At 28.3% G+C, this 23,749-nt stretch carries 46 protein-coding genes and 1 tRNA gene; 27 read left to right on the forward strand and 20 right to left on the reverse strand.

What is annotated here, in order from left to right; all coding sequences use genetic code 11:
- Window positions 1-294 precede the first annotated feature (294 nt).
- The 12 genes from I6E15_RS02020 to I6E15_RS02065 all read right to left on the reverse strand — a co-directional run bounded on the left by I6E15_RS02020 (window position 295) and on the right by I6E15_RS02065 (window position 5,462).
- On the reverse strand, window positions 295-525 hold the full coding sequence (locus I6E15_RS02020) for a hypothetical protein (protein ID WP_235243785.1): 231 nt from the start codon (window positions 523-525) through the stop codon (window positions 295-297).
- Window positions 526-819 carry a sigma factor-like helix-turn-helix DNA-binding protein gene (locus I6E15_RS02025; protein WP_235243788.1) on the reverse strand — a complete coding sequence of 98 codons (294 nt, stop codon included), beginning with the start codon at window positions 817-819 and terminating at the stop codon, window positions 526-528.
- Between the two features lie 43 nt (window positions 820-862).
- On the reverse strand, window positions 863-1,240 hold the full coding sequence (locus I6E15_RS02030; RefSeq protein WP_235243791.1) for a hypothetical protein: 378 nt from the start codon (window positions 1,238-1,240) through the stop codon (window positions 863-865).
- The gene (locus tag I6E15_RS10300; RefSeq protein ID WP_419180944.1) at window positions 1,237-1,356 is read right to left on the reverse strand and encodes a crAss001_48 related protein; all 120 of its coding nucleotides are present in this window, start codon (window positions 1,354-1,356) and stop codon (window positions 1,237-1,239) included. Before I6E15_RS10300 ends, I6E15_RS02030 begins: the two co-directional genes overlap by 4 nt.
- 109 nt (window positions 1,357-1,465) lie before the next feature.
- Window positions 1,466-1,999 (reverse strand): dUTP diphosphatase, encoded by a 534-nt coding sequence (locus I6E15_RS02035; RefSeq protein WP_235243793.1) that lies wholly within the window; start codon window positions 1,997-1,999, stop codon window positions 1,466-1,468.
- Window positions 1,999-2,124 carry a hypothetical protein gene (locus I6E15_RS10155; RefSeq protein WP_268827904.1) on the reverse strand — a complete coding sequence of 42 codons (126 nt, stop codon included), beginning with the start codon at window positions 2,122-2,124 and terminating at the stop codon, window positions 1,999-2,001. The genes I6E15_RS02035 and I6E15_RS10155 overlap by 1 nt, the downstream gene beginning before the upstream one ends.
- Window positions 2,117-2,320, reverse strand: a complete 204-nt coding sequence (locus I6E15_RS02040; RefSeq protein ID WP_235243795.1) for a hypothetical protein — start codon at window positions 2,318-2,320, stop codon at window positions 2,117-2,119. Before I6E15_RS02040 ends, I6E15_RS10155 begins: the two co-directional genes overlap by 8 nt.
- 152 nt (window positions 2,321-2,472) lie before the next feature.
- Entirely contained in the window at window positions 2,473-3,087 is a 615-nt protein-coding gene (locus tag I6E15_RS02045; protein ID WP_235243798.1) for a coiled-coil domain-containing protein, read from the reverse strand.
- Window positions 3,087-3,245 carry a hypothetical protein gene (locus tag I6E15_RS02050; protein ID WP_235243803.1) on the reverse strand — a complete coding sequence of 53 codons (159 nt, stop codon included), beginning with the start codon at window positions 3,243-3,245 and terminating at the stop codon, window positions 3,087-3,089. Before I6E15_RS02050 ends, I6E15_RS02045 begins: the two co-directional genes overlap by 1 nt.
- Before the next feature lie 16 nt (window positions 3,246-3,261).
- On the reverse strand, window positions 3,262-4,182 hold the full coding sequence (locus tag I6E15_RS02055) for a helix-turn-helix domain-containing protein (RefSeq protein ID WP_235243806.1): 921 nt from the start codon (window positions 4,180-4,182) through the stop codon (window positions 3,262-3,264).
- Window positions 4,183-4,877: 695 nt separating this feature from the next.
- Window positions 4,878-5,141: a DUF6275 family protein gene (locus I6E15_RS02060; protein ID WP_235243808.1), complete on the reverse strand. Its 264-nt coding sequence runs from the start codon at window positions 5,139-5,141 to the stop codon at window positions 4,878-4,880.
- Between the two features lie 234 nt (window positions 5,142-5,375).
- Window positions 5,376-5,462, reverse strand: a tRNA-Ser gene (locus I6E15_RS02065).
- Window positions 5,463-5,566: 104 nt separating this feature from the next.
- Here I6E15_RS02065 and I6E15_RS02070 point away from each other — a divergent pair.
- A complete protein-coding gene (locus tag I6E15_RS02070) occupies window positions 5,567-6,232 on the forward strand; it encodes a hypothetical protein (protein ID WP_235243811.1) in 666 nt (221 codons plus the stop codon).
- A gap of 5 nt (window positions 6,233-6,237) precedes the next feature.
- Here the strand turns inward: I6E15_RS02070 and I6E15_RS02075 are convergent, their stop codons facing one another.
- Both I6E15_RS02075 and I6E15_RS02080 read right to left on the reverse strand, forming a co-directional pair.
- Complete coding sequence (locus tag I6E15_RS02075) at window positions 6,238-6,429, reverse strand: hypothetical protein (protein ID WP_235243813.1); 192 nt, start codon at window positions 6,427-6,429, stop codon at window positions 6,238-6,240.
- 165 nt (window positions 6,430-6,594) lie between these two features.
- A complete protein-coding gene (locus tag I6E15_RS02080; RefSeq protein WP_235243815.1) occupies window positions 6,595-6,774 on the reverse strand; it encodes a hypothetical protein in 180 nt (59 codons plus the stop codon).
- Window positions 6,775-7,236: 462 nt separating this feature from the next.
- On the opposite strand from I6E15_RS02080, the gene I6E15_RS02085 reads away from it, so the two are divergent.
- Window positions 7,237-7,422 (forward strand): hypothetical protein, encoded by a 186-nt coding sequence (locus I6E15_RS02085; protein WP_235243822.1) that lies wholly within the window; start codon window positions 7,237-7,239, stop codon window positions 7,420-7,422.
- Between the two features lie 35 nt (window positions 7,423-7,457).
- Here the strand turns inward: I6E15_RS02085 and I6E15_RS02090 are convergent, their stop codons facing one another.
- The 4 genes from I6E15_RS02090 to I6E15_RS02105 are packed head-to-tail and all read right to left on the reverse strand — an operon-like array spanning window position 7,458 to window position 9,818.
- Window positions 7,458-7,688 carry a DUF1653 domain-containing protein gene (locus I6E15_RS02090; RefSeq protein ID WP_235243824.1) on the reverse strand — a complete coding sequence of 77 codons (231 nt, stop codon included), beginning with the start codon at window positions 7,686-7,688 and terminating at the stop codon, window positions 7,458-7,460.
- Between the two features lie 2 nt (window positions 7,689-7,690).
- Window positions 7,691-8,119: a dUTP diphosphatase gene (gene dut / locus I6E15_RS02095; RefSeq protein WP_235243826.1), complete on the reverse strand. Its 429-nt coding sequence runs from the start codon at window positions 8,117-8,119 to the stop codon at window positions 7,691-7,693.
- A 20-nt stretch (window positions 8,120-8,139) separates the two neighbouring features.
- Window positions 8,140-9,123 carry a dCTP deaminase domain-containing protein gene (locus I6E15_RS02100; protein WP_235243828.1) on the reverse strand — a complete coding sequence of 328 codons (984 nt, stop codon included), beginning with the start codon at window positions 9,121-9,123 and terminating at the stop codon, window positions 8,140-8,142.
- 11 nt (window positions 9,124-9,134) lie between these two features.
- Window positions 9,135-9,818, reverse strand: coding sequence for an XRE family transcriptional regulator (locus I6E15_RS02105; protein ID WP_235243830.1), 684 nt, complete (start codon window positions 9,816-9,818; stop codon window positions 9,135-9,137).
- A 176-nt stretch (window positions 9,819-9,994) separates the two neighbouring features.
- On the opposite strand from I6E15_RS02105, the gene I6E15_RS02110 reads away from it, so the two are divergent.
- The 24 genes from I6E15_RS02110 to I6E15_RS02210 all read left to right on the forward strand — a co-directional run bounded on the left by I6E15_RS02110 (window position 9,995) and on the right by I6E15_RS02210 (window position 20,538).
- A complete protein-coding gene (locus tag I6E15_RS02110; RefSeq protein WP_235243832.1) occupies window positions 9,995-10,204 on the forward strand; it encodes a hypothetical protein in 210 nt (69 codons plus the stop codon).
- Between the two features lie 3 nt (window positions 10,205-10,207).
- A complete protein-coding gene (locus I6E15_RS02115; protein WP_235243835.1) occupies window positions 10,208-10,408 on the forward strand; it encodes a hypothetical protein in 201 nt (66 codons plus the stop codon).
- Between the two features lie 224 nt (window positions 10,409-10,632).
- A complete protein-coding gene (locus tag I6E15_RS10160) occupies window positions 10,633-10,755 on the forward strand; it encodes a hypothetical protein (RefSeq protein ID WP_268827905.1) in 123 nt (40 codons plus the stop codon).
- Window positions 10,756-10,767: 12 nt separating this feature from the next.
- Window positions 10,768-10,953, forward strand: coding sequence for a hypothetical protein (locus I6E15_RS02120; RefSeq protein ID WP_235243837.1), 186 nt, complete (start codon window positions 10,768-10,770; stop codon window positions 10,951-10,953).
- A gap of 15 nt (window positions 10,954-10,968) precedes the next feature.
- On the forward strand, window positions 10,969-11,250 hold the full coding sequence (locus I6E15_RS02125) for a hypothetical protein (protein WP_235243839.1): 282 nt from the start codon (window positions 10,969-10,971) through the stop codon (window positions 11,248-11,250).
- A gap of 66 nt (window positions 11,251-11,316) precedes the next feature.
- Complete coding sequence (locus tag I6E15_RS02130) at window positions 11,317-12,411, forward strand: YqaJ viral recombinase family protein (protein WP_235243840.1); 1,095 nt, start codon at window positions 11,317-11,319, stop codon at window positions 12,409-12,411.
- Window positions 12,412-12,423: 12 nt separating this feature from the next.
- Window positions 12,424-13,422 carry a recombinase RecT gene (locus I6E15_RS02135; protein WP_235243842.1) on the forward strand — a complete coding sequence of 333 codons (999 nt, stop codon included), beginning with the start codon at window positions 12,424-12,426 and terminating at the stop codon, window positions 13,420-13,422.
- A gap of 27 nt (window positions 13,423-13,449) precedes the next feature.
- On the forward strand, window positions 13,450-13,653 hold the full coding sequence (locus tag I6E15_RS02140) for a hypothetical protein (RefSeq protein ID WP_235243844.1): 204 nt from the start codon (window positions 13,450-13,452) through the stop codon (window positions 13,651-13,653).
- A gap of 22 nt (window positions 13,654-13,675) precedes the next feature.
- Window positions 13,676-13,897 (forward strand): hypothetical protein, encoded by a 222-nt coding sequence (locus I6E15_RS02145; RefSeq protein ID WP_235243846.1) that lies wholly within the window; start codon window positions 13,676-13,678, stop codon window positions 13,895-13,897.
- A 108-nt stretch (window positions 13,898-14,005) separates the two neighbouring features.
- Entirely contained in the window at window positions 14,006-14,227 is a 222-nt protein-coding gene (locus I6E15_RS02150) for a hypothetical protein (protein WP_235243848.1), read from the forward strand.
- A gap of 204 nt (window positions 14,228-14,431) precedes the next feature.
- Window positions 14,432-14,710 (forward strand): hypothetical protein, encoded by a 279-nt coding sequence (locus I6E15_RS02155; protein ID WP_235243850.1) that lies wholly within the window; start codon window positions 14,432-14,434, stop codon window positions 14,708-14,710.
- A complete protein-coding gene (locus I6E15_RS02160) occupies window positions 14,710-15,177 on the forward strand; it encodes a YopX family protein (protein WP_235243852.1) in 468 nt (155 codons plus the stop codon). The genes I6E15_RS02155 and I6E15_RS02160 overlap by 1 nt, the downstream gene beginning before the upstream one ends.
- Complete coding sequence (locus I6E15_RS02165; RefSeq protein ID WP_177160792.1) at window positions 15,177-15,401, forward strand: hypothetical protein; 225 nt, start codon at window positions 15,177-15,179, stop codon at window positions 15,399-15,401. The genes I6E15_RS02160 and I6E15_RS02165 overlap by 1 nt, the downstream gene beginning before the upstream one ends.
- Window positions 15,391-15,744: a YopX family protein gene (locus tag I6E15_RS02170; RefSeq protein ID WP_235243854.1), complete on the forward strand. Its 354-nt coding sequence runs from the start codon at window positions 15,391-15,393 to the stop codon at window positions 15,742-15,744. The genes I6E15_RS02165 and I6E15_RS02170 overlap by 11 nt, the downstream gene beginning before the upstream one ends.
- Before the next feature lie 167 nt (window positions 15,745-15,911).
- Entirely contained in the window at window positions 15,912-16,088 is a 177-nt protein-coding gene (locus tag I6E15_RS02175; RefSeq protein WP_235243855.1) for an AbrB/MazE/SpoVT family DNA-binding domain-containing protein, read from the forward strand.
- 115 nt (window positions 16,089-16,203) lie between these two features.
- Window positions 16,204-16,329 (forward strand): hypothetical protein, encoded by a 126-nt coding sequence (locus I6E15_RS10165; protein ID WP_268827906.1) that lies wholly within the window; start codon window positions 16,204-16,206, stop codon window positions 16,327-16,329.
- Window positions 16,329-16,997 carry a Rha family transcriptional regulator gene (locus I6E15_RS02180; protein WP_235243857.1) on the forward strand — a complete coding sequence of 223 codons (669 nt, stop codon included), beginning with the start codon at window positions 16,329-16,331 and terminating at the stop codon, window positions 16,995-16,997. The genes I6E15_RS10165 and I6E15_RS02180 overlap by 1 nt, the downstream gene beginning before the upstream one ends.
- Window position 16,998: 1 nt before the next feature.
- Window positions 16,999-17,127 carry a hypothetical protein gene (locus I6E15_RS10170; protein ID WP_268827907.1) on the forward strand — a complete coding sequence of 43 codons (129 nt, stop codon included), beginning with the start codon at window positions 16,999-17,001 and terminating at the stop codon, window positions 17,125-17,127.
- A 63-nt stretch (window positions 17,128-17,190) separates the two neighbouring features.
- Complete coding sequence (locus I6E15_RS02185; RefSeq protein ID WP_235243859.1) at window positions 17,191-17,340, forward strand: hypothetical protein; 150 nt, start codon at window positions 17,191-17,193, stop codon at window positions 17,338-17,340.
- Window positions 17,341-17,349: 9 nt separating this feature from the next.
- Window positions 17,350-17,652 carry a hypothetical protein gene (locus tag I6E15_RS02190; RefSeq protein ID WP_235243861.1) on the forward strand — a complete coding sequence of 101 codons (303 nt, stop codon included), beginning with the start codon at window positions 17,350-17,352 and terminating at the stop codon, window positions 17,650-17,652.
- Complete coding sequence (locus tag I6E15_RS02195) at window positions 17,642-18,106, forward strand: hypothetical protein (RefSeq protein WP_235243863.1); 465 nt, start codon at window positions 17,642-17,644, stop codon at window positions 18,104-18,106. Before I6E15_RS02190 ends, I6E15_RS02195 begins: the two co-directional genes overlap by 11 nt.
- A gap of 11 nt (window positions 18,107-18,117) precedes the next feature.
- Window positions 18,118-18,318, forward strand: coding sequence for a DNA-directed RNA polymerase subunit alpha C-terminal domain-containing protein (locus I6E15_RS02200; protein WP_235243865.1), 201 nt, complete (start codon window positions 18,118-18,120; stop codon window positions 18,316-18,318).
- 94 nt (window positions 18,319-18,412) lie between these two features.
- Window positions 18,413-19,840, forward strand: coding sequence for a recombinase family protein (locus I6E15_RS02205; RefSeq protein WP_235243867.1), 1,428 nt, complete (start codon window positions 18,413-18,415; stop codon window positions 19,838-19,840).
- 8 nt (window positions 19,841-19,848) lie between these two features.
- Window positions 19,849-20,538: an NAD-dependent protein deacylase gene (locus I6E15_RS02210; protein WP_235243869.1), complete on the forward strand. Its 690-nt coding sequence runs from the start codon at window positions 19,849-19,851 to the stop codon at window positions 20,536-20,538.
- 125 nt (window positions 20,539-20,663) lie between these two features.
- Here I6E15_RS02210 and I6E15_RS02215 read toward each other — a convergent pair whose 3' ends face one another.
- Entirely contained in the window at window positions 20,664-21,437 is a 774-nt protein-coding gene (locus I6E15_RS02215) for an SDR family NAD(P)-dependent oxidoreductase (protein ID WP_235243871.1), read from the reverse strand.
- A 10-nt stretch (window positions 21,438-21,447) separates the two neighbouring features.
- The gene (locus I6E15_RS02220; protein ID WP_235243873.1) at window positions 21,448-21,963 is read right to left on the reverse strand and encodes a shikimate kinase; all 516 of its coding nucleotides are present in this window, start codon (window positions 21,961-21,963) and stop codon (window positions 21,448-21,450) included.
- 164 nt (window positions 21,964-22,127) lie between these two features.
- Between I6E15_RS02220 and I6E15_RS02225 the strand changes: the two genes are divergently transcribed.
- Window positions 22,128-23,744 carry a putative manganese-dependent inorganic diphosphatase gene (locus I6E15_RS02225; RefSeq protein ID WP_235243874.1) on the forward strand — a complete coding sequence of 539 codons (1,617 nt, stop codon included), beginning with the start codon at window positions 22,128-22,130 and terminating at the stop codon, window positions 23,742-23,744.
- Window positions 23,745-23,749 lie beyond the last annotated feature (5 nt).

Raw genomic sequence — 23,749 nt, forward strand, 5'->3', positions numbered from 1 at the left:
GGTTGGGGGATTTTACTCCCCCTTGTAAGTCTTAGTAGAATATCTTTATAAGTTCTAGCACTGCGACCAACAGCTGAACAAGTATTAAAGTTATCTCTAAGGCTTTTTTTATATTCCTCTTTTTTTTCTTCACTTTTGCACCCCCTTTTGTTTTTATTTTTTCCTTTCACCTCCTCTTTACATAATTATTATACCACATAAGGTATATAAAATCAATGATTTTTTTTATAAAAAATAAAAAAACTACCGATTTTCAGTAGTTCTAAAACTTTTTATTATAACATTTTAAGTGAATTATTTTCTTTTTACTACTCTTCTTACAATGATAGTTCTTTTATTGTAAGTAAAATCATCTCTAATATACACTTTTATATATCCTAAACTTTCTAAGAAATTTAAATATGCTAAATATCTATTAAATCTTATTTTATCTTTTGTTCCTTTGAAATGTATTCTCTCTTCATCATCAAGAGAATTGTAAATTATTTTTATTTTCTCCTCATCAGTAAGCTTTGGACTTTTCATTTATTCTCCCTCCTGGAATTGTCTTGAAATTCTATTAATTTTTTTATTTGCCTTATATAAAATATTACGGCTAGTTTTTTTAGTTATCCCTAAAAGTTTTGATATTTCTTTATGGTTCAATTTTTCTCTATTTTTCATTAAGTAAATTTGCTTTTCTTTAGGTGTTAAACAAAAATCAAGAATATTTTTCATAAAATAATTTTTTATTTTTTTCTTAGCTTCCATCAGTTCGCTTTCATCTCTATGAGAGAATACTGATTCGCATTTGTTGTTTAAAAAATCTTTAAAGTTCACTGTACCTCCCATAAATTAAAAGAGGGATTTTATTCCCTCATCGCTATAAAACTTCTATTCTTACTCCTGGATTATTTCTGTCAACCTCATACCCAAGGAATACTGGTATTAATTCCTCACAATTATCATCGTCAATCCATCCATGTTGCACCATAAGGTCCTGGACTATTTGATTGATATTTATATAATCGAACTTTCTTCTACTGTCCCTCACGAAATAAAATCCAATTTTATAGGGCTTAGCCTTTGATTTAAGCTGTTCTTTAAATTCTTTGGCAAATATATCATATTGATATTCAAAATTGCTTAAATAAGCTTTTACAGTCTTAGAGGAAGTAATAAACATTTTTCCTGTTTTCTGATTTTTAAAAATTTGTTTGCTATTTTTAGAGCTAGGAACATTCCCTTTAATGAATATCATTTTTCTTTCTTCTCCCTGTCATATTTAATTCTTTTATTCAAAATACTTAAGTATTCTCTCATCGTTTCTAATTGACTTGCTATTAAAGTAAATTGAATGTTGTCTATTCTTCTCATTCCTTGAGGAACTATAGATTGTCATTTAGAAAAGTTTGAAGTTTTTTCACTTTCTCTACGAGTTCATTTTTCTCTTTTACTAGTTCATCAAAATGTTTTCCCATTATTTTTATCTCTCCTTTAAGTTCCAATCTTCACTTGGTCTTTTCATATCTTTTTGCCATTTCTCCCAATATTTATCCATTATTTCCTTTTTAGTGAATTTTCTTGAATGACAGATTATAACGTAGTCATACATAATACTTGAAATATCTCTATCATCAGTTCCGTATAAAGAGTACTTCATATTCTTAATTAAACTACCTCTTAATTCTTCGTTGCTAAAATCTATCTTTTCTTTTATGTTGTCCCAAAGCTTAAAGGCACTCCTATAAAACAAATTTAGACCTTGTAGGCGATTTGCTAATTGTAGTATAAAAAATAAAATATCTGCCAGTTCCTCAAGTTCTTTTTCTCTACTGTATTCTTTTTTCTTCCAGTTTTTGAAGTTGTATTCCTGAGGTAACTCCTTTAACCATTCTTGGAACTCATCATCAAGAGCTAATATCACATCAAGAGTTGTTTTTAAAAAAGGAATATGTTTATTTAATATTTTCTGTAGTTCTAGCAGTTCCTCATAACTTTCTGGTTTTTTCAGTTCCATTACTTCTCCTTTTTATTTATCTTTTTTCTAAAATTATCAGCCATATGTTCTCCAATAATTCCTAATATTGCTACTGCTAATCCTATGAAGGTTAGTATTATGAAATCTATTATATTACTACTCATCTTCTTCTACCTCTCTAAAATTATAACTATTACCACCATTAAATTTTTTTACTTGCTGGTATTTATCACAAACAGTTTTTTCTCTCTTTAACAAAGGAATATTTATATTTCTACACCAATAATTTATTCCTGCGTCATCAAAAGCCACATTTGTGCAATATCTACAAAATTCACAAGTCTTAATATTTATTTTCACAGTTGCCCTCCTTAAAATTTATAAATTTAAAAATATTTTAATAAGTGTTATTCTTATAAATAATGCTAATACCTTGAAAAATAGTATAATTAAAATACCTATCAATATTATTAAAAAAAATTCAAAATTTTCTTTCATTCTAATACCCTTTTTTAACTAAAAATTTTTTCTAACATTTTTTCAAATAAATTCTTTTTGTTTTCAAGTTTACTTTCTAATTCTTGATTTTCAAGTTCTAATTTCTCTTTTGATTTTATAAGATCATCAGAAAGATTTTCTAATCTTTGGTTATCCTCTTTTAAATCTTTTATAAGATTATCTAATTTTTCAATTTCTTCTTTTGAGTTTGAAAGTTTATCTTTTAATTCAAGATTATCTTTTTGCAGAGAGATAATATCATCTTTTTGAGTGATGATTGTGTTTTTCATCTCTTCGATTTTATTTGTAAGGAGAATAATATTTTTTAAGGAATCTGAGTGAGTTTTTTTCAAGTCTTCAAACTCCTTAGAGTATTTTTCTTTTTTACGTTTATATTTGTCAAGTTCCATCTCCAAGCTATGAACTTTATGAGTGAGCTCTTGTTTTTGAGTATAAAGTTCCTCTTTTTCCTGACTTTCTTTTTGCTCCAGGATTACCCTATATAATTTTATTAGGGCATTTTTACATTGCTCATTTGAATCCAAAGGTCCTAATCCCTCTTCATACTGATATTCTTCTTTTATAAATTGAATCGTTGGTCTTAAGAAATCTCTTTTTGCTCCTCTCATTATTTCTCACCGTTCCCAACTCTCTTTTTATAATATCCACAAGTATTAGGATTCCTGTTGTCTATAAAAAAATCGTGAGTAAGTTTACTATCCAAATACTTGAATATTGGGCAGTTGTATCTTCCATTACACTTTTCATTATTGCAGTAATTGTCCATAATATTTCTCCTTCTCTTAGTTATTTTTGCAAAAGTTCTCAAATTTTTGTAAATACTCCTGGCATATATTCTCAAATCCAGTGTATTTCTTCAAATCATTAGAAAAACTTAATTTACAATACTGATAATTACCTGTCATTTCGTAGTAATCTAACCAGTAATTAGCTCTCTCTTTTATTTTTTTACGAGCTTCTGTCTCTGTAAGAGCAGTCTCTACAGTCATTTTACTTGAAGAAAAATTGTCACAGTTCCAATTCTCCTTGAATGCTAAATAAATAGCTCCAGCATTCCATTTTTGTGCTGTAGCGTAGTTTAGAACTATCTTAGCTCTTGCAAGAGTTACTTTTTCTAATTTTAGGATATTGTCAACTGTAGGCTTATCTAGCCCATGCTGATATAGAATATCTTTTACTAAATCTTTTTCAGAAGAAAAACTACTACTACTTTCTTCACTTGAATTATCTTTTGCAGTTGTTTCTTGAGATAAATTTTCCGATTCGCTAGTAGTAGTATTATTTATATTATTATTTATTATATCTATATTATTGGGTAAAGTTTTTTGACTATCACTAGTCAAATTTTTTGACCCCTCTAGTAAAGTTTTTTGACTATCACTAGTCAAATTTTTTGACTGGTCAATTTTTTTGACTATCTCTTTTTTTGCTCTATAGATATAAGTTTTTTTTACAACATCTTCTCCTACTCTTTCAATGAGACCTTTTTCCTTTAAAGTCTTTAAGATGCTGATTACAGTTTGTCTACTAGAATTAGTCCAATCAGCGAGATACTGAAGACTTCCATTAAAAGTAGTTCCCTCAGCCTGAGAAAATCCATATATAATTGCGTATATCAAAAGCTCGTTGCCCTTTAATCCAAGTTCTTTAATCATAAAACTTTGAATTACCAGATAATTTCCATCTTTTACACTACTACTCATTTTTCCTCCTCATACAGGAGCTTTTCCACAAGTCCCTGTTTGTTTTATAGTTTATTTGTATGCACCAAGATTATCGACTTGTGGAAAATAATCTTGATACACACAACTAAAATATAAAAGTATTTTTTCTTTATAAAAAATGGTATAATGTACTTTAGTATTAATATCCCCTGAAGAAAGGGGGTGTATATGAATAAAAATTCTAAAAAAGGTCATTACATTTTTAGAGCTAGTTACACTAAAAATGGAATAACTTATTTTGCTAAAGACTACGGCAAAAAAGCTTTTAAATTTTGGGTTGACAAATAGTTAACTCTTTTCAAATTTTTACACAACAACTTAAATCAGGGGATTTAATACCACTTATCAAAAGGAGAGAATTGCAGTTCTCTCTTTTTAATTTTAATCGGAGATTTTAACTAAGATATAAGCCAAAACTGCACATATAAAAATAATAAACAATTCAAATAAAATTTGTCTTATCATTATCATTCCTTAATCGTTCCTTTAAAATTTAAAGATATAACTTAATAAAAATAAATATAATAAGTTATAAAAAAATAATCGTTCTTTAATCGTTCCCTTACATAACCATTAGCTAACCACACCTAACCATTTTGCTGGCGTCGGTAATATGCTGAACTGTCAACTAACGGTTGACAGTTGGGAGTTTTAGGCACTCCCAAGCCTTAATATTATTTTTTAATAAGAATGTTTTCCCATTTTTTATATGCATCGAGGTACATTTCTTCTTTATCTCCGTTGTAAGTACATTCGTAATACATCCCGTCACTAACAGTTGTACTTAATAATGCTTTGTGGTTTTGAAGTGTTTTACAAGACCAAACTACATAAACATCTTCTTTTGTAAGTTGTTTATTGTCTGTCTTATCTACTCTTGAGTTATAATAATTGACAATCTCTCTTTCACACCATTTTAAAAATTCTTTTGTCCCCATTCTTTTCTCCTTTATAATTTTTTAGAGAACGGCAAGAATCGAACTTGCTTATGATATAGTGGTTTCAATTAAGAATCCCACCACCATTGCTACCTCAGACACGTTCTCATCTGATAGGAGTTTTTGTAAGGAACTCCCAAAACCTTGATCGGAAAAAAACTTCAAAAATCTAGGAAAGATTAGACTTGCACTAATTCTGTTCTGGCACAACAGAGCTACTTGCCTTTCCCATATTGGCGGAAGTAGAGGGATTCGAACCCACGAGAGCTATTAACTCGACAGTTTAGCAAACTGTTGCCCTACCTACTAGGCTATACTTCCATAAGTCGACCTCATTATGGTCCAGGTGCAATGAGGTCTATATCATATTTGATTTCTTTTCTCCAAAAGGTTATAATATAAATAAAAACAATTTGGAGGTTATTATGTCTAAAAAAGAAATTCATTTTTTGGATGATTTTTCTAGAAATTCTTATTTTTTGGATATAGATTTACCAAATCTTTGTCCACATTGTCATAAGGGAATACTCCCTAGTGTTATTGGAAATTCAGAAATTACTTGTAAAAATTCTTCTAAATTTTTTACTGTAATTTTTTTATGTCCAATTTGTAATGAACATTTTGTAGAAACTTATTATAATGTAGGAACTACAACTACTCCTATAGGTTATAAATCAAATACAGTAATTGATGAAGACGTTCCTGAAAAAATAAAAATTCTTTTTCCTAAATTTTATAGTATTTACTGTCAAGCTTTAACTGCAGAATCATATGGTCTTACAGATTTGATTGGTCTTGGTTTTAGAAAATCAATAGAATTTTTAATAAAAGATTTTTTAATAAAAATTAAAAATTCTGATACTGATAAAATTTCTGATATGAGCTTACAAAAAGCTATCAATGAAATAGATGATACTCGTATAAGAACTTTAGCGACTAAAACTTATTGGTTGGGTAATGATGAAACTCATTACATAAAAAAACACCAAGATAGAGATTATAAAGATATGAAAAATTTTATAAAAGCTCTATACTCTTACATTAATTATGAATTAATATATTTAGATGCTGACAGTATCCCTAAAAAATAACTCGCCTATTTTTCATATTTATATGGCTCGAAAAATACTCTATATTTTTCTAAAGGATCTATTCTTCCTATTACTTCCCCCTCCAATGTCTGAAACTCAGTTATTTCTCTTTCAGACATTGGAGATTTTTCATCAATAATTTTATATTCGATTTTTACTACTTGTACAATTTCTACTTTTTTAACAATTTTTTCCATTTCAGCTCCTTTAAGTAGGCTATATTTTTATAAAGCTTATCATTGGCTACAGCATTGAGAAGTACGACAAGGTCTATATCCTAATAAACTAATATCATTTTCACTTCTTCGAGATGTGAGATTTATTTTTGCATATTCGCAATTAAAAAAGCAAAAAAATTGAGATTAAAATATTTCTTTAATCTTTTTTAAAATTTTTTCTCTTGTATTTGGATTTTCCATTGCCATTCTTAATCCCCAACGGCTTTTGTATCCCAACATATTTGGGAGTTCTTTTTCTAGTTTTATTCCTTTTAAACAAGCAAATGCTTTTAAATCTCTATAAGTCTTAATTTTAATTTCCATCTTCTTCCTCCTTTTTTATTATAACAGTTTCTTTGCGAAAATGCAATAAAAATATCATTTCTTCATTAAAAGTCTTGACTTTAATTTGTAGATATGATATAATATTTTCGTAAGGGGGTGATAAAATGTCTCAGTTCTTACAAGACCTTGTAAATTTGATAATCATCTTTAGAGAGATTAGAAAATTTTACAAATGGTATAGTAAAAACCATAGGGGGAAATAAGCCCCCTCCCCTATGGGGAATGAGACAAACCTAAGGAGGAAAAAATGAATTTTAGTAATATTTTATTATATTTGGCAGTAGGTTGTATTGCTATTGAAATTGCAGTAAAAGTATATAACAAATGGATAAAAAGAAAATAGACACTCTCTAGGAATGTCTATCTTCTTTAATGTCTCAGTTCTTATTTTCTTAACTAGATTATACTCTATTTTCACAAAAAAGTCAAGGGAGGTCTAAAATGGAAACTAAAAAAAAGGTTGGTAGACCTTTTGGTATTAATAAATCTGAAAAAATATTAGGATATAAATATACTCCAGAGGAATATGAGCTAATAAATAATACTTTGGAAGAACTCAAAGGAAAATATAAAACAACTTCAAGAGCTATTCTTGAATTATGTAACTTTTATCAAAATAATAAATAAAAAAAGAGAGTTTAAGCTCTCTTTTTTTATTTATATTATGATTCAACTAATTCAAATCTATACTTTTGTGTAACTTCTGGGTATTTGATTCTATCAACTTCTGAGGCAAACATTTCATAAGGTCTTGCAAAAATTCCAAAATCTCCATAAAGAGCTTGGTAGATTACAAGTTTTTCTTTTGTTTCTGTATGAGTTGCTATGTAAAGAACTTTATACAATTTCCCTTTAAAATGTTTATAAGTTTTATTTAATAATATTTCTCTCATAACTACACTCCAGTAGAACCAAATCCACCATTTCCTCTCTCTGTTTCAGAAAGAGTATCTACAACTTTTATACTTGGTTTCAATACTGGCATAATAACCATTTGAGCTATTTTCATTCCCTTAGTTACATTAAAATCTTCTTTAGAATGATTTATAAGAATAATTCCAATTTCTCCTCTATATCCCTCATCTATTGTTCCAGGAGTATTTAAAACTGTTATTCCATTTTTTAAAGCTAATCCACTTCTAGGTCTAATTTGTGCCTCTGTATTTTCTGGCAGTTCTATTGAAATTCCAGTTTTTACTAATTTATGTTCTCCACTTTTAATTAAAACTTCTGTTACTGAATATAAATCCATTCCTGAATCATCTTTGTGAGCATAATTAGGAATAATGGCATCTTCGTTTAATTTTAAAATTTTTAATTCCATTAAAACCACTCCTTTTATTTTTAAAAATCTATTGCTTTATATCTTATATATTTAAAAAACTCCCAAAATTCTCTAATAAATCTTACAAATTTATCATGAAGAAAAGTACACCCTCCAATAAATGCGGCAATCAAAGTCGCCACATCATAGTTTACTTTTCTCTGGGAATTAATAATATTTGCAAATCTATAAAAAAGATATACTGCTATTATACCATAAATTATTATTAACATAAAAGAAATATTTCTATCTAATTTTTCTCTGTTTCTCATTTTTACTTCTTTTTTTACTATTTCTATTAAACTTTGCCTATTTCTTCTAAAATCTTGCTCAAACCATTCTTCTAAATAATTTTTATATTCTAATATTTTTAAATCTATTTTTTGTTTTCTTATTTTATCTTTTAATTCTTTTTCTCTACCGACAATACCATTTTTTATATCAGATAGTTCCTCAAGTTCATTTTCATTTTTTAATTTTTCTATTTCATAAACATTATCAAAATTATAGATTTTACCAGAAGAAACATCTTTTCTAAAAGGTACATTATCGTGAAAATCTTTATGTCCACTAGAAATTTTATGAAAAATTAAAGTACAAAAAGTTTCTCCCACATCTAGCTCTATATTTTTATCAGAAAAATTACGAACAGCAATAAGAGAAGTTCCAAAATAGCAAGGATCTAAAGTTGTACTGATAGAAGATAGTCCAGCACTAACCCATTTAACTTTTGTATGATAAGTTCCACATATTCTTCTAGTAGTATAAATTGATTCTTCTGTTTGAATAAAAACTAATTTTTGTGGTGGAATTATAATTTTATCCTTAGAAACTAATGCAGATATCAAATTTTTATTTTCATCTTGATAGTACGCTACTCTACTTGCTGTCAAGTTATAGCTTGAACCTTTTAAATTATTTTCATTAAAAGGGTATATAAAAATATCTATCCCCAAGTGTTTCATAAACTGTTTGTCGCTTAAAATACCATTTCTTAACCACATATTTCCTTCTCCTACAAATTTCCCTCAAATATATATTTTACAGCTCTACCAAGTATTTGAACCATATCTCCTTTCTCAGCAGAAATATATATATCTTTATACTCAGGATTTACACTTTTTAAAATCATTAGATTTGATTCAATATCAACAATAACTCTTTTTATATACATCTCTTCATCATACTTAACTACATAAATTTTATTTTCTATATAGTCAGTTTGGTAAGGATCTATGACAACATAAGATCCATCTTGAATAAGAGGTTCCATACTATCTCCAACAACCTCAATTAGATAACATTTTTCATTAAAACCATTTTTTCTTATAAGTTTATTATAAAGAGGTTCGTTGCTAAAATTAATATATCCATTTCCAGCACTTGCTTTTGCCATTACTGGAATAAGAATTAATTCCTCATCCGACATAATTAAGTTAGATTTCTCTTTAGGAAACTCATCTATAAATCCAAGCTCTTCAAAAACTTTTATGTAATCTATAGCATTTGCTTTACAAAGAGCTTTTAGATAAATAGGATTCATATTTTTTACTGTACCTGATTCATATCTTGAAATATTACTATTATCCAATTCAACTTTATATCTATTTTTCAAAATATAACTTATATCTTCTAAGCTATATCCATTTTCTTTTCTTTTTTCTTTTAACATTTTTCCTATCATTTTGTTTTTATCCATAAGCTCCTCCTTTATAATATATTATAATATTTATTTTGTGAAATCGCAAAAAAAACTATTGCTTTTTCGCAAATAATATGCTATAATTTTTTTAGAAAATAAGATATATCAGTCATAAAGTTATATATTTTTTTAAATTATAAATTGCGTTTACGCAAAAAATAAGAGGAGTGACAATGATAATGAATATGGAACAAAGAGAAAAATATATAAAAAATACAGTTGCTTATTTTAGAAAGCAGATAGAAGAAAGAGGCTTTGTAAGATATAGCGAGATTATAGAAAAATGCACTTTCGGAGATGAAATAGATTACAAAATGATAGTTGGTATCCAATGGAGATTGGGACAAAGACTGGACATCATTAAATTAAAAGTGGAGGACTAGTTTATGGAAAGTATCAGAATAAAAGATAGATATAACGATTTTAAGGAATGGGAAATTATAAAACTAAGTGGTGGTTATTACCTAAAGCAATATGTCAAAGGTAAGCAGTTCGGAAGAGGTTTTAGAACTACCAAGAAATACATTGAAAGTATTTTAGAAATAAAAATTTCTTACACCCTAGATAGTGGATTAGAAATTTTATAAATAAAAAAGGAGCAGTGCTCGCAACACTACTCCAAAGATGAAAAGTTCTTGGGAAACTTAACATCTCACAACAGAATTATACAAGTTTTCCCTTGAACTGTCAAGGGAGGAAAAATGGAAGAAATAAAAATTACTGAAATGGAAATTGAGGTTCCTCAAATAGAAGTAGAGGTTCCTAAGTTGAAAATTAAAGTGCCTGATTTGATAGAGGAAGAGGAGGAAGAATGAAAAAAATGAGTGATGAGGATTTTGAAAAAGATTTTTCAAAACAAATAACTTTGGAGATAAAAATATCTTGTGTGGCTTTGATAATAATGATACTAGGATTAATTTTTATAAATTGTTAAAGGAGTAAAACTATGGAAGAAATTATAGTATGGAGAATGGGAGTTTTAGTTGGAATTGTAATTTTTGCTACTGTCTGCTATTGGATTACAGCAGATTTAGAAAATGGAAACGATGAAAAAGAAAATAAAAAATTGTATGAATTCATAGAAAAATATTTTGGTGAAAACTTTTTAAAAATTTTCAAGTTATTTATATAAACTGAGGAGGAAAAAATGGAAAAATTAGGTGTACCTTGTTTAGCGATGTATCCTGAGGAAGAGGATGTTCAATTTTATATGGAAACTAAAAAAACTCCTTTAGAGGAATTTTTTCAGAATAAATATTTTGAAAGAGGAAGTTTAAGTGATATTCACTCTGGAACTTTAAAAGAGAAATATAGAAACTTAACAGCTAGTCAAATATCAATTCTCTGTGATGGATTAGATTGTTTTGGTGGAGAAATACAAATAGATAGAGAGAGTGGATATTTCAGAGCAAAAATATGGAAAGACTAAATTAAGTTTTTAATACAGCCCTCAAAATTGAGGGTCATATCAAAAACTTAAGCGAGGTGAAGTCTTATGACATTAAAAGAGTTACAACAAAAGGCTAAGTCAATGGGACTTAGAGGATTTTGGAAATTAAAAAAAGTTGAATTAGAAAAATTTATTGAAGAGAACACTCTTCATAATAGCGAAGTATTATTTGCTGGAGAATGTTCAGGCGATGGAGAATGGCTAGAACATAGAAGAATAGGAGCAACAGATACAGCAGTATTAATTTGCGATAACGCATATAGAAACAGGTTACTAGATAGACCAGACAAATATACAAGTCCGTTCTTGATGTATGAAGAAAGAAAAGGAAGATATAAAAGAGAAATTTCTTTTACTTCACAAGTAGCAATGGAGTTTGGACACTTTGCTGAGGACTTTATAATTGCTCATCTTCCAGTATTATTTGAAAAAGAATTTGGAATAAAAGTACAAGCTACTAGAAAAGGAAATCAGGTAGTAGCGAACAAAAAATACCCTCTATGGAGTTGTACCCCTGATAGCTGGGTAAAAATAGAAGGTGAATGGTATCCAGTAGAGCTAAAAACTGGAAATAGTTATACAGCTTACGAATGGGAACGAGAAGAAGTTCCGAATAAATATTATGCTCAGGTGCAACAGCAACTAGCAGTTCTTGGGAAAGAAAAAGGATTCCTTATTGGTTTTGTAGATAACAGATTTACTAGATTATACGAAATCGAAAGAAATGACAAGTTAATTTCTCAAGCCTACGAAATCACAAGACAATTTCAATATTGCCTAGATAACAACATTGAGCCTGAGCTCAATGGTTGTGAGGCTGAATGCGAATATCTAAAACAAGAGTTTCAGGGATTTGGAAATAAATATGAAAATATTCCTGGAATGGATATTAATGAAAAGGACCTACAATATTATTTAGATCTTGAACAAACTAAAAGGGAAATCTCAAAAGAAACTAAAGAGATTGAAAAAGATATGAAAACATTAATTTGTGTAATACAAAATAAAATGTTAGACCTTGAAACTGAAAACTTAGTAATCAATGGAAGCTATCTAGCAACTTGGAAGATAGACGCTAGAGGAGCAAAAAGATTTGCATTAAAAGAACTTAAAGAAAATCAAAAAATAAAAATAGCATAGGAGGAAAAATTAATGGCAACAGCAAAGAATAATTTAATAGCAAAAGAAACAATTACAACAGGAGTTCCAGCTCTTAAGAGTGTATTAGCAACAGAAGTTGTAAAAAGACAAATCAAATCTTTACTAAAAGATAGAGCTGGACACTTTATGATGGCGATAGTTCAAGTGGTTGAGGGAACACCACAGTTACAAAGCTGTGACCCTCAATCAGTAATAAATGCAGCTATAGCTTCAGCAGTTCTAAATCTTCCAATTGAAAAAAACTTAGGTTTCTCATATATCGTACCATACAAAGATAAGGACAAAGGAAACCTTGCACAATTCCAACTTGGATATAAAGGATATATCCAATTGGCTCTTAGAAGTGGAGAATATAAATTCATAAATGCAGTGGAAGTTAAAGAAGGAGAACTTAAAGGATACAACCTACTTACAGGAGAGCTAGAGCTTGATTTCATAAAAGATTTAGACAAGAGATTAGATACTAAAACTATAGGTTATGCTTCTTACATAGAATTTAACAATGGATTCAGAAATACTTTATTTATGACTACTGGTCAAATTGAGAATCACGCTAAAAAATATAGCCAAGCATATCAGTATGACTTAAGAAAAGGCTATACAATGTCAAACTGGTCAAAGAACTTTGAAGCAATGGCTCTTAAAACAGTTCTTAAACTAAATCTTTCTAAGTTTGGGGCATTATCAGTGGAAGTTCAAAAAGCTCTTCAAGTTGATGGAATGACAATAGATAAGGTAGAAGAAGATGGAACTTTAGTTGGAAACTTCTCAGATAATACAGGAGATGAAAATGTTGTTATTGGAGAACCTGAAGTTATAGAAGAAAAACCAAGTAACGAAGATATAAAAACTTTAATATCTATAGCTGATGGAAATAAATTAGATATTACAAAAATTTCAAGAGAAAAATATGGAATATCTGATTTAGGAAGACTATCAATGAAGCAATATAAAGAATTAAAAGAAATAGCAATAACTGGAGAGGCTTAGTCCTCTCCTGGATCTAAAGGAGTAGCAATGATAAAAAAATATATTTTCGGAGTATATGAACTAGAGCTTAAAATAAACCAAGTTAATAAAAAAGAACTAAGTTGTACAGTACAAAATCCTTTTGTTAGTTACAAGCAAGAAAAAACATTCCTCGATAAAACAGAGGAGAGATTGGTCAGAAAGGTTGACCGTCAAGTGAAAAAATGGAGAAAGGAATTCTTCCAGGAATAAGAAAAATAGCAAGGAGATTGATATGAAAAAAATAACTTTAACAGAAAAACAATTAGAAGAATTAACATCATTAAGAATTGAAATGGAATTTATAGAAAATAGAATAAACTCATTAGGTAAGTTAGCTATGGAATTAGTTGATAAAGCTAAAAAGGAAAAAATATACGCTGAAAGACTTAGGATGACAGATTTATTGATTGGCTCACTAAAAAATTATCAATTTTTCTTAGGAATATATATATAAGATGTTCAAGAAGAAATGGGAATAGAATCAGAATTTACAATCACTACAACTATGACAGAAAAAGATGGAGACTCAACAAAGAAATACAATATTTAAAGAGGGGTAAAAATGTGGCAGTGTAAAGAATGCGGAAGTACAGATTTTATAATAGAAGTTACAGAGGAAATCAGAAGACAAGGAAAGCTTAATAAAAAAGGCAATGTAGAAATTGAAGAATTTATTGATACGAAGCCGCAATACTCAAAATCAATAACTTATGAATGCAATAACTGTGGTGATTATTCTTCTAGAGATATAAGGGATATAGCCGATTGGGTGGAGGAGAAATAATGAGAGCTTGGAATAAAAAGAAAAGACCGAAGCACTACACAAAACCTAAGTGGAAATCAATATGACATTAACTTCTGTGCATATGAAAAATAAAGTAAGATACTTTTCTAATAAATTTCCTCTTCCAATCTGTTTGATTTTAAAAAAATGGAAGAGGAAAAGAGAATTAATTAAATATATAGAACAAAGTAAAAAGGAGAAATAATGAATAAACTATATTTTGTAAAATTAAATGGATTTGGGATATGGGAAGATAAAATTTATGAATATGATATAGAAAAAGAAACTCAAAAAATGATTTATGCTAAAGAAAATTCTTTTAAAATGAGAATCCCTACAGGATTTTTAGTTGAAAGACAATCTCTTTATTCAAAAGAATGGTATATCTTTAGAAAAGATAAAGAAAAATTAAAAGAGGCTTTAAAAAGAAGATTAGAAATTATAAAGAGATCTTATGAAAAAACTATAGGAGAGTTAAAGTAATGAGAGAGATAAAATTTAGAGGATATGACCTAGACAGTAAGAGCTGGATTTACGGAAATTATATTAAACATCTCACAGTAACACCTTGTATGTTTTCTTCTGAAGAAGAAGCTGATAAATTCTATAAGGAACATACAAAGCACTTGATAGCATTTGACGGATTTTCAGATTGGTGGATGTCAAATGATATAAAAGTGTGTACAACAATAGACGAAAAATCGATTGGACAATACACAGGAATAAAAGATAAAAACGGAAAAGAAATCTATGAAGGGGATTTAGTAAAACTTTATTCTTTATCTCCTGGATTAGAAGAGTATGACGATAAAATAGGAAAAGTATTCTTTGATTTATGTGCCTTTTGGATAGGGTTTAAAGATGATGCTATTCGCTTAGTAAATGAAATAGCTCAATGTGAAATTATTGGAAATACTTATGAAAATATTCCTGGAATAGAGGTAGATTAATGATTTTAAATGTTTTTTATAAAGCAAAGAAAGCTGGAAAAGAAATAGAGGATAGTCAATTTTTAGAGCTTGATAATGATTCTGTTGTAGTTGATTTATGCATTATGAAATGGATAATAGAAGAACAAAACAAAATCAAAGATATAAAAATACACAGAATCGACTTTATTGAAGAACAAGATTTAAGCAATTATAAGAACGAAAGGGGAAACAATGAAATATAGAGTTTGGGATAAAGTAAAAAGAAAATTCGCAGACAATATAGTATTAGATAAAGATGGAGATTTAATAGAGTTTTATCAAGGAACATCTGATTGGACTTATTTAACTCCTGGAGAATGCGTAGATAGATATTTAATAAGTATGTGTTCTTTGTGTAAAGATGAAAGAGAGCAGTATATTTACGAGGGTGATTTAGTAAGAATCGATTCAGAAAGACCTTTATACACAGTTACATATGAGGAAGGAAAATTCTTATTACAGAATGATGAAAATGCTGTACTACACGACCTATATGAGTTCTACCCATTCCAGCTAAAGAAAGTGGGAAATATTTATCAAAATTAAATAATAAGTTGTGTAAATTTTAAATAACTGAAATGGACATTGGAAATTAAATAATACTGAGGAAATCCTAAAAATATATTTTGGAGTGGATAGAGTACAATAAAAAATATATTGACAATCGTTCTGTCTTGTGTTAAGATTATAACAGAACGACAGAGGAGAGCAAAATGGAAAAAAGAATTTTAAAAGTTTCTTTTTTTAAAAGTGGTTCAGGAAGTATTTCTCCAAAATTAAACCTACCAAAATCTTTTCTTGATAAAATAAATGTTAATCAAGAAGAAAGAGAAGTAGAAGTAATTGTGAATGAAGATACCCAAGAAATCATTATAAAAAAAAAGAAATAAAAAAAGCTCCCATATGTCCGAGAACACACAGGAGCAAGTGTAGTACAATACACCCTCGCAAGTATATTGTACTATATTCACTCCAAAAATTCAAATATTTTTAGGAGGTAGAATTATGGTAATTCATAATTTAAAAAATGGTAAGTATTCTATTAAAATCAAAGGTCTTGATGAAAAAATTGTTACTTCTTCTTGGGCAGATGCTATGAAAATAGCTTGGAAACTAGGAGGAAACAAATAATGGAAATGATAAATGTTAAGGTTGATGAAATTAATGGAGTATTAGTAACAACTAGCAATAGAGTAGCTGAAGAATTAGGGGTACAACATAGAAGTTTAGTATCTAAAATTGATGATTATGTTAAGAAATTTCAATCTGCAAAACTTTCTGCAGATTTCTATATCCCAAGTAATTATAAGGATAACAGAAACAGAACTTACAGAAATTATCTAATAACTAAAAAAGGAATTGCTCAATTAGTCGGTGGTTACTCTAGTGCAGTAGAAAGAGCTTTTGAATTAAATGTTGCCTACATTAATAAGTTTGATGAAATGGAAAAAATAATCTATCAACAAGAATTTTCCCTTAACAAAGAATTACTTTCAAAAATTAAAAAGTTAGAAAATGAACTTGAGCAAGTGCCTATGTCTTGGGTACAACTTGAACTTGTAAAAGACCAAATAAATGAAACTGCTACTAGAAGAATGAAAACTTTAAATATCTCTGATAGAAGTTTTAAGTTAAAATTGAAAAAAGAGATAAAAAAAGATGTTTTCTCAAGATTCGGTATTAACGATTTATTAGAATTGAAGAGTAAAGATTATTTATCTATTATGCCTTATCTTCTATATTGGTTAGAGCCTTATAAATTAAAAGCTGAGAATATAACTCAATTAGATATCTTATAATATGGAAAAAATAAAGATACCTCTAATAAAAGTTGAAATTCCAGAGGTAGAAATTGAAATTCCCAAAATAGAAGATATAAAAATACCAACAGTAGATATTTCAATTCCTAATATAGAAAAAAAAGATTAAATTATTAAATCCTCAGTATTATTTACTGGGGATTTTTTATATTAATATTTTTAGGAGGTACTTATGAATTATAGATATGGGATCCTAGATAGAATGAATAGAAAGGTTATAAGAGTAGTAGATACTTTTGATACTGCAAAACAAATTATAGATAATTTTAACGAAGATAATAAAATAAGAAAAATTAAAAGAGTAGTAATGATAAAAATGTAAGGAGTGATTATGAGAAAAGCTGGAAATTTAAGAAACTATAAAAAAGTTAAAAATACAGTAGATGATGAATTCTATATGTCCTGGTTAGGAAATGAGAGATTAGCTGATAAAGTTAAAAATCTTCCTACTAAAAAATTAAATTTTATTACAGAAAGAGCTAAACAAACAATTGATAAAACTTATCTTCTTTTAAAAGTAGAAGAAAAATACAAATACTATGTAAATCTTTATTTGCTTTACGATATGTGCTGTCTGTATTTTAATCTTGAAAATGGATTAAAAAAAATATTTAGAACAAGTAGTGGAAAATAGAGAAGAGTTTCAATCAACTTACAGAGATATTGAAAAAATATTAGGATATGAACCCATTTTTAATCAAGAGATTTATCATAAAGCTAGTGATGGACTTCGTTGGTTAACGACATCTTTAAAAACAATACTCAAGTATTATGTTGGTAGAGTAAAAGAAGAAAGTATTCCTGTTCTTTCAAGAGAAGTAGAAAATTATATTTCTAATGTGGAGTTATGGGAATATCAAAGAGAGGAAGATGAAATAGATAGAGAAATTGCTTTTATTAATATGGTTCTTCTAAGAATAAAATATGCTAGAGAACATATTGATGTTATCTATTCTTTAAATAAAGGCTTTGAAACTGAAGATAAGAAATTGAGAACTATGATAAAAAGTTCTCTTACAAGAATAGAAAAACCTATAAGAACAATTATAGGTTATATTGAAGAGTTATATACTGAAGAAATAGCATAGGAGAAACAAAGATGAAAATAAAAGATTTAAACCTTTCTCCAAAATCATATTCTTGTTTAAAGAAAGCTGGATATACAACATTAGAAAAGTTAAAGAAAGCAAATGTAAATGATTTATTTCTTATCGAGGGATTAGATAAAAGGTCCTTCGATGAGATTTTAAAAAAGTTAAAAGATTATGGTATTAATTTGAAAAATTTAGAAATATTTTAAAATTAGGAGGAAAATATGGATAATAAAATAGAAGCTGTGAATATTATAAATAATCTGTACAATTCTATAAAAAATAAAAATAAAGGAAATAATAATGGAAAGAGTAGCGATTTACATAAGGGTATCTAAAAAAGAACAAGCAAAAAACAAGGGAACAGATAGTTCCCTTGCTATTCAATTAAAAAAATGTACAGATTATTGTGAAGAAAAAAAATATGAAGTATTAAAAGTTTATAGTGATGTTGAATCTGGTGGGAATGACGACAGAAAAGGGTTTAATGATTTACAAAATACTATCCCCAAAAAAATATATACAAAAGTTATATTTTGGGAAGTATCAAGAATTGCTCGTAAAATATCTACTGGTATGAAATTCTTTGAAGATTTAGAAAAATATGGAGTTAGCTTTGAAAGTGTTTCTCAACCATATTTAAAAGATTTTATGAGTTTATCTATTTTCTTAGCTTGGGGAACTGAGGATTTAAAGCAAATGTCTTTAAGAATCAAATCAAATCTTTTAGAAAAAACAAAGGCAGGGTATTTTGTTCACGGAAATCCTGCTACTGGATATATAAGAGGAAAAAATAAAATGATTGTTCCTGATCCTGAAAAAGCTCCTTTAATTTTAAAGATATTTGAAACTTTTGCTGAGAATTGGAATCTTAGTGAAACAGGTAGAATTTTTGGAAAAACTAGAAGTGATATAACAGAAATAATTGATAATAGAATTTATATTGGAGAAGTTGTATATAAAAAATATGTAAAAGATCCTGTTGATTCAAAGCATAGAATCAAGACCAAAAATAATAGAATATGGTACAAAGGACTACATGAGCCTATTGTGCCTCTAGAACTTTTTAACCTTTGTCAAGAAATTAGAAAACTCAATATCAAGATAAGAGAAAGCAGAGAAAAAGGGAAACCTATCCTTTTATTTAGTGGTTTAGTTGTTTGTACTTGTGGTAAAAAAATGTTTCAGACTAGAAGATATCACACAAATAAAGCTGGAGAAAAATATCCATATTATGTTTATCTTTGTACAAATAAATTAACAGGAAAAAAACATTCTATTGCTGCTAGAAAATTAGATAATGCTATAATAGAAAAAATTAAAAATTCTAAAGAGTTATTAGAATTAAACGGCATCGAATACAATGAAAATGAATCTATAAAAAATAAATTAAAACTTATAGAGAAAGAACTTCTAGCTTTGGAAACAGAAAGAGAAAGAATTATAAAGCTATTCCAAAAAGAATTTATAAATGAAGATGAACTTGAAAGTAAATTCAATGATATAACAGCTAGAAAGAAAAAACTTAAAGAAAGTCAAAAGCACTATGAAGAAGAAGATAAAAAAGAATCTTCAAAAGATAATGTTGAAAATTTTGAAAAATTAAAATATATAATTGAAAATTATTCAGAAGATGATGTTGTTGAAACTAGAAAGTTATTAAGGTTATTAATAAAAGAAATAACTGTTGTAAGCAAAAAGCCATTAAAAGTAAATATCATTTTTAATTAAAGTTTATTTTGATAAACTTATTTTATTTCCCAAAAAACAGGGTAAAGGCATTAGTTTCAACTGACTCTGGAATAAAAGATTTTAGAGGAAAAAATGGTTTATATAAAGAAAAAAACTATATGGGATATGAGCCTGAAGAGATTTTAAGTATTGACTTTTTCCTTAGTCACACTGATATTTTTAATAAATATATTGAAGAAAAGATGATGATTAACGATATCAAGCCAAACCCTGGACATAAAGCTTTAGCTGAGCTTGAAAAAATGGGAAAAGTTAAAGCGGTTATCACTCAAAATATAGATAATCTTCATCAAGAGGGAGGAAGTAAAAAAGTCCTTGAACTTCACGGTACTTTAAAAGATTGGTATTGTCTAAAATGTGGTAAAAGAGCTAACAGAAGATTTGATTGTGAATGTGGAGGAGTTGTTAGACCTCGTGTTACTCTTTATGGAGAAATGCTTGATGAAAAAGTTACTGATGCTGCTATATCTGAGATAAAAAAAGCTGATACCTTAATTATTATCGGTACTAGCCTTACAGTTTATCCTGCTGCTTATTATATCAATTACTTTAGAGGAAAAAATCTTGTGATTATAAATGAAACTCCTACATCTCAAGACCATATCGCCACTCTTGTTATAAGGGATAACTTCTCCAAAGTTTTCTCAGAAACTTTAGAAATCTTAAAAAATAACTAAATAAACTTATTCTAATTTGCTATTTTGTTAGAATAGATTAGAATATATTAGAATAAAATTATAAAAAAATATGGAGCTGTTATACTTTATAAATAAAAATATAATAGCTCCTTTTATTTTAATAATTATTTTTTATAAATTGTTCTACTGTCAGCTTGAGTTTGAGCTACTATTGTAACTTCAGATACTTGTACTCTATCTGGTTGATTAGCTGTTGAAACTATAATATCAGCTATATCATCTGGAGTTAATGCCTCAATACCTTTGTAAACATTTTTAGCTCTTTCAACATCTCCACTAAATCTTGTTAAACTAAAATCAGTTTCCACAAGCCCTGGTTGAATATTTGTTACTTTTAATGGAGTTTCCAAAAGCTCTATTCTTAGAGCGTCAGTTATAAATCTAACTGCTGCTTTTGTAGCACAATAAACCCCACCATTAGCATAAGATAAGGCTCCAGCCACAGAACCTAGATTTATTATATGCCCTTTATTGTATTTTAACATTAATGGCACAACAGCTCTTGTAACAAATAAAAGTCCTTTTATATTAGTATCTATCATTGTATTTATATCTTCTATACTAACTTCATAAACTTTATCAAGTCCTTTAGCAAGACCAGCATTATTTACCAAAACATCTATACTTTTTAAATCTTCTGGTAAAGAGTTTATAAGTTCTTCACAATCCTTACCATCTCTTACATCTCCCACAAGAAGTGTTATCTCAGTATCAGGATATTTTTCATTGATTTCTTGTATTAGTTTTTTTCCTTTTTCCTCATTTCTTATCATAAGTATTAGACGAGAACCCATTTCAGCAAATTGCATAGCACAACTTTTACCTATCCCTGCAGTAGCTCCTGTTATCAAAACTATTTTTCCTTTTAATCTGTTCATAATATCCCTCCTAGCCATTGATATATTTATTTTTTATCTTTTCCACAGTGTCGTACAAATAACTTTCTCTATTTATATCCACACTGTAATCACAAGATATTTTATACAAAATCTCTCTCTTGTTATAAAGCTCCACAAGTTTTTTATAAGGTTCATCTACATTTAAAAGAGGTCTGTGCTTTTTATTCTTAACTCTATCATAGATACAATCTATATCACAGTTAAGATATACCACAAAAGATGATTCCTTAAGTTTTTTTATATTGGCATTGTCAATAATTACTCCCCCACCAGTAGAGATTACAATATTATTATCCTTTGATTCCTTGTCTATTATTTTTCTTTCTAACTCTCTAAAATACTGCTCTCCATCTTGCTCAAAGATTTCTGTCACACTTCTTTTTTCAAGCTTTACAATCTCTTTGTCTATATCTACAAATTTCATCTCAAGGGCTCTTGCTAGTGCTTTTCCAACTGTTGTCTTACCACTACCCATAAAGCCTATTAATGCTATATTCTCCTTCATTTTTCACCTTCCATTCTTTAGTATAACATATTTTAAATATTATCACAAATTTTTTTACTTCAATTTAAACTCTTATTTTTATTATTTTTATAAAATAATTTGCTCATTTAAAAAATATAAGCTATAATGATAATATACGAATTTATTTTTTTTAAGGAGGATTTATGGACCCTATTCTAATTTTTGGACACAGACACCCAGACACAGATTCTATCTGTTCTTCTATTGCTTTGGCAAATTTAAAAAAAGAGCTTGGAGAAGAGGCAATCCCTTGTCGTCTTGGAGAGATTAACAACGAAACAAGATTTGTTTTAGATTATTTTAAAATTGATACTCCTAAGTTTTTAAAAACTGTTAGTGCTCAGATTTCCGACCTAACTCGTGTTGAAAAAAAAGTATTATCTGTCAACGACTCATTAAAGGGAGCTTTGGACACTATGACTGAGGAAAATTTCTCCAGTCTTCCTGTAATAGATGAAAATAGACAATTAAAAGGAATGTTACACGTATCTGACATTGCTAACACTTATTTAAACCTTGACCACTGTGATTTATTTACAAAATATACAACTACCTTTGAAAATCTTATGAATGTTTTAAAGGGAGATATTGTAAGTGGAGTTTATCCTAGTGGAATAATAACAGGAAATTTAAAATCTATATCAGAGCTTGACGAGGTTAGCAAAGGGGATATTGTTGTTACAACTTATCTTGCTGACGGTATCGACCGTTCTATAAAAGCTGGAGCAAAAGTCATAATAGTTTCTTGCTCAGAAGAGGATTTTATATCTCCTCGTGTAACATCTGAATGTGCTATAATGAGAGTTCACTCAAACTTATTTAAAATAATAAGTCTTATTAGCCAATCGCTTTCAGTTTCATCTATAATTCCTAAAGAAAAATTTTACTCATTTAAGATAGATGAATTTTTACACGACATCAAAGATATTATGAAAGAGGCTACACAAACAAACTTCCCAGTTACTAAAAAAGATGGGACAGTTTATGGTACAATCAGAACTAAAAACCTGATTAACTTTACTAGAAAAAAAGTTATCCTTGTTGACCATAACGAAAAGGAACAATCTGTTGACGGATTACAAGATGCAAAGATTTTACAAGTTGTTGACCATCATAAATTTGGTAATTTTATAACTGATGAGCCTGTTAAGATAAATGCTGAGATTGTAGGTTGTACATCAACTATTATTTATGACCTTTACAAAGCTGCAAGAGTTGTGCCTAGTAAGGAAATAGCTGGTATTATGATGAGTGCTATACTTTCTGATACTTTACTTTTTAAATCTCCTACTTGTACAGAAAAGGACATTGAGGCTGTAAGAGAACTTTCAAAACTTTGTGGTGAAGAGGATTTTGAATCTTTTGGAATGAAAATGCTTATTGCTGGTACATCACTAAAAAATATGACTTCTCAAGAGATACTTTCTATAGATATGAAAGAGTTTACAATGAATGGAGTTAAAATCTCTATCTCTCAAATCAACACTGTTGACATTCAAGGAGTTCTTGAAAAGAAAAAAGACTTTGAAGATATAATGAATATCAACAACGAAATCCACGATTATTCACTATCAATTTTAATAATCACAGATATTATTAAATCTGGTTCATATTTCTTGGCTATTGGAGACAAACAAAACTTATTAGAAAAAGCCTTTGATGTAAAATTAGAAAATAATATTGTCTGGTTAAACGGAATAATCTCAAGAAAAAAACAAGTAGTTCCTGTTCTTATGGTAACTAGTCAAAACTTAGATTAAGGAGG

The sequence above is a fragment of the Fusobacterium perfoetens genome, from assembly GCF_021531475.1.
GTDB lineage: Bacteria > Fusobacteriota > Fusobacteriia > Fusobacteriales > Fusobacteriaceae > Fusobacterium_B.

Excerpts from the sequence above, each read along its gene's own strand:
- I6E15_RS02020 (WP_235243785.1), bottom strand. The coding sequence starts at position 525 with ATGAAAAGTCCAAAGCTTACTGATGAGGAGAAAATAAAAATAATTTAC.
- I6E15_RS02030 (WP_235243791.1), bottom strand. The coding sequence starts at position 1,240 with ATGATATTCATTAAAGGGAATGTTCCTAGCTCTAAAAATAGCAAACAA.
- I6E15_RS10300 (WP_419180944.1), bottom strand. The coding sequence starts at position 1,356 with ATGAGAAGAATAGACAACATTCAATTTACTTTAATAGCAAGTCAATTA.
- I6E15_RS02035 (WP_235243793.1), bottom strand. The coding sequence starts at position 1,999 with ATGGAACTGAAAAAACCAGAAAGTTATGAGGAACTGCTAGAACTACAG.
- I6E15_RS10155 (WP_268827904.1), bottom strand. The coding sequence starts at position 2,124 with ATGAGTAGTAATATAATAGATTTCATAATACTAACCTTCATAGGATTA.
- I6E15_RS02045 (WP_235243798.1), bottom strand. The coding sequence starts at position 3,087 with ATGAGAGGAGCAAAAAGAGATTTCTTAAGACCAACGATTCAATTTATA.
- I6E15_RS02050 (WP_235243803.1), bottom strand. The coding sequence starts at position 3,245 with ATGGACAATTACTGCAATAATGAAAAGTGTAATGGAAGATACAACTGC.
- I6E15_RS02055 (WP_235243806.1), bottom strand. The coding sequence starts at position 4,182 with ATGAGTAGTAGTGTAAAAGATGGAAATTATCTGGTAATTCAAAGTTTT.
- I6E15_RS02060 (WP_235243808.1), bottom strand. The coding sequence starts at position 5,141 with ATGGGGACAAAAGAATTTTTAAAATGGTGTGAAAGAGAGATTGTCAAT.
- I6E15_RS02070 (WP_235243811.1), top strand. The coding sequence starts at position 5,567 with ATGTCTAAAAAAGAAATTCATTTTTTGGATGATTTTTCTAGAAATTCT.
- I6E15_RS02075 (WP_235243813.1), bottom strand. The coding sequence starts at position 6,429 with ATGGAAAAAATTGTTAAAAAAGTAGAAATTGTACAAGTAGTAAAAATC.
- I6E15_RS02080 (WP_235243815.1), bottom strand. The coding sequence starts at position 6,774 with ATGGAAATTAAAATTAAGACTTATAGAGATTTAAAAGCATTTGCTTGT.
- I6E15_RS02085 (WP_235243822.1), top strand. The coding sequence starts at position 7,237 with ATGGAAACTAAAAAAAAGGTTGGTAGACCTTTTGGTATTAATAAATCT.
- I6E15_RS02090 (WP_235243824.1), bottom strand. The coding sequence starts at position 7,688 with ATGAGAGAAATATTATTAAATAAAACTTATAAACATTTTAAAGGGAAA.
- dut (WP_235243826.1), bottom strand. The coding sequence starts at position 8,119 with ATGGAATTAAAAATTTTAAAATTAAACGAAGATGCCATTATTCCTAAT.
- I6E15_RS02100 (WP_235243828.1), bottom strand. The coding sequence starts at position 9,123 with ATGTGGTTAAGAAATGGTATTTTAAGCGACAAACAGTTTATGAAACAC.
- I6E15_RS02105 (WP_235243830.1), bottom strand. The coding sequence starts at position 9,818 with ATGGATAAAAACAAAATGATAGGAAAAATGTTAAAAGAAAAAAGAAAA.
- I6E15_RS02110 (WP_235243832.1), top strand. The coding sequence starts at position 9,995 with ATGATAATGAATATGGAACAAAGAGAAAAATATATAAAAAATACAGTT.
- I6E15_RS02115 (WP_235243835.1), top strand. The coding sequence starts at position 10,208 with ATGGAAAGTATCAGAATAAAAGATAGATATAACGATTTTAAGGAATGG.
- I6E15_RS10160 (WP_268827905.1), top strand. The coding sequence starts at position 10,633 with ATGAAAAAAATGAGTGATGAGGATTTTGAAAAAGATTTTTCAAAACAA.
- I6E15_RS02120 (WP_235243837.1), top strand. The coding sequence starts at position 10,768 with ATGGAAGAAATTATAGTATGGAGAATGGGAGTTTTAGTTGGAATTGTA.
- I6E15_RS02125 (WP_235243839.1), top strand. The coding sequence starts at position 10,969 with ATGGAAAAATTAGGTGTACCTTGTTTAGCGATGTATCCTGAGGAAGAG.
- I6E15_RS02130 (WP_235243840.1), top strand. The coding sequence starts at position 11,317 with ATGACATTAAAAGAGTTACAACAAAAGGCTAAGTCAATGGGACTTAGA.
- I6E15_RS02135 (WP_235243842.1), top strand. The coding sequence starts at position 12,424 with ATGGCAACAGCAAAGAATAATTTAATAGCAAAAGAAACAATTACAACA.
- I6E15_RS02140 (WP_235243844.1), top strand. The coding sequence starts at position 13,450 with ATGATAAAAAAATATATTTTCGGAGTATATGAACTAGAGCTTAAAATA.
- I6E15_RS02145 (WP_235243846.1), top strand. The coding sequence starts at position 13,676 with ATGAAAAAAATAACTTTAACAGAAAAACAATTAGAAGAATTAACATCA.
- I6E15_RS02150 (WP_235243848.1), top strand. The coding sequence starts at position 14,006 with ATGTGGCAGTGTAAAGAATGCGGAAGTACAGATTTTATAATAGAAGTT.
- I6E15_RS02155 (WP_235243850.1), top strand. The coding sequence starts at position 14,432 with ATGAATAAACTATATTTTGTAAAATTAAATGGATTTGGGATATGGGAA.
- I6E15_RS02160 (WP_235243852.1), top strand. The coding sequence starts at position 14,710 with ATGAGAGAGATAAAATTTAGAGGATATGACCTAGACAGTAAGAGCTGG.
- I6E15_RS02165 (WP_177160792.1), top strand. The coding sequence starts at position 15,177 with ATGATTTTAAATGTTTTTTATAAAGCAAAGAAAGCTGGAAAAGAAATA.
- I6E15_RS02170 (WP_235243854.1), top strand. The coding sequence starts at position 15,391 with ATGAAATATAGAGTTTGGGATAAAGTAAAAAGAAAATTCGCAGACAAT.
- I6E15_RS02175 (WP_235243855.1), top strand. The coding sequence starts at position 15,912 with ATGGAAAAAAGAATTTTAAAAGTTTCTTTTTTTAAAAGTGGTTCAGGA.
- I6E15_RS10165 (WP_268827906.1), top strand. The coding sequence starts at position 16,204 with ATGGTAATTCATAATTTAAAAAATGGTAAGTATTCTATTAAAATCAAA.
- I6E15_RS02180 (WP_235243857.1), top strand. The coding sequence starts at position 16,329 with ATGGAAATGATAAATGTTAAGGTTGATGAAATTAATGGAGTATTAGTA.
- I6E15_RS10170 (WP_268827907.1), top strand. The coding sequence starts at position 16,999 with ATGGAAAAAATAAAGATACCTCTAATAAAAGTTGAAATTCCAGAGGTA.
- I6E15_RS02185 (WP_235243859.1), top strand. The coding sequence starts at position 17,191 with ATGAATTATAGATATGGGATCCTAGATAGAATGAATAGAAAGGTTATA.
- I6E15_RS02190 (WP_235243861.1), top strand. The coding sequence starts at position 17,350 with ATGAGAAAAGCTGGAAATTTAAGAAACTATAAAAAAGTTAAAAATACA.
- I6E15_RS02200 (WP_235243865.1), top strand. The coding sequence starts at position 18,118 with ATGAAAATAAAAGATTTAAACCTTTCTCCAAAATCATATTCTTGTTTA.
- I6E15_RS02205 (WP_235243867.1), top strand. The coding sequence starts at position 18,413 with ATGGAAAGAGTAGCGATTTACATAAGGGTATCTAAAAAAGAACAAGCA.
- I6E15_RS02215 (WP_235243871.1), bottom strand. The coding sequence starts at position 21,437 with ATGAACAGATTAAAAGGAAAAATAGTTTTGATAACAGGAGCTACTGCA.
- I6E15_RS02220 (WP_235243873.1), bottom strand. The coding sequence starts at position 21,963 with ATGAAGGAGAATATAGCATTAATAGGCTTTATGGGTAGTGGTAAGACA.
- I6E15_RS02225 (WP_235243874.1), top strand. The coding sequence starts at position 22,128 with ATGGACCCTATTCTAATTTTTGGACACAGACACCCAGACACAGATTCT.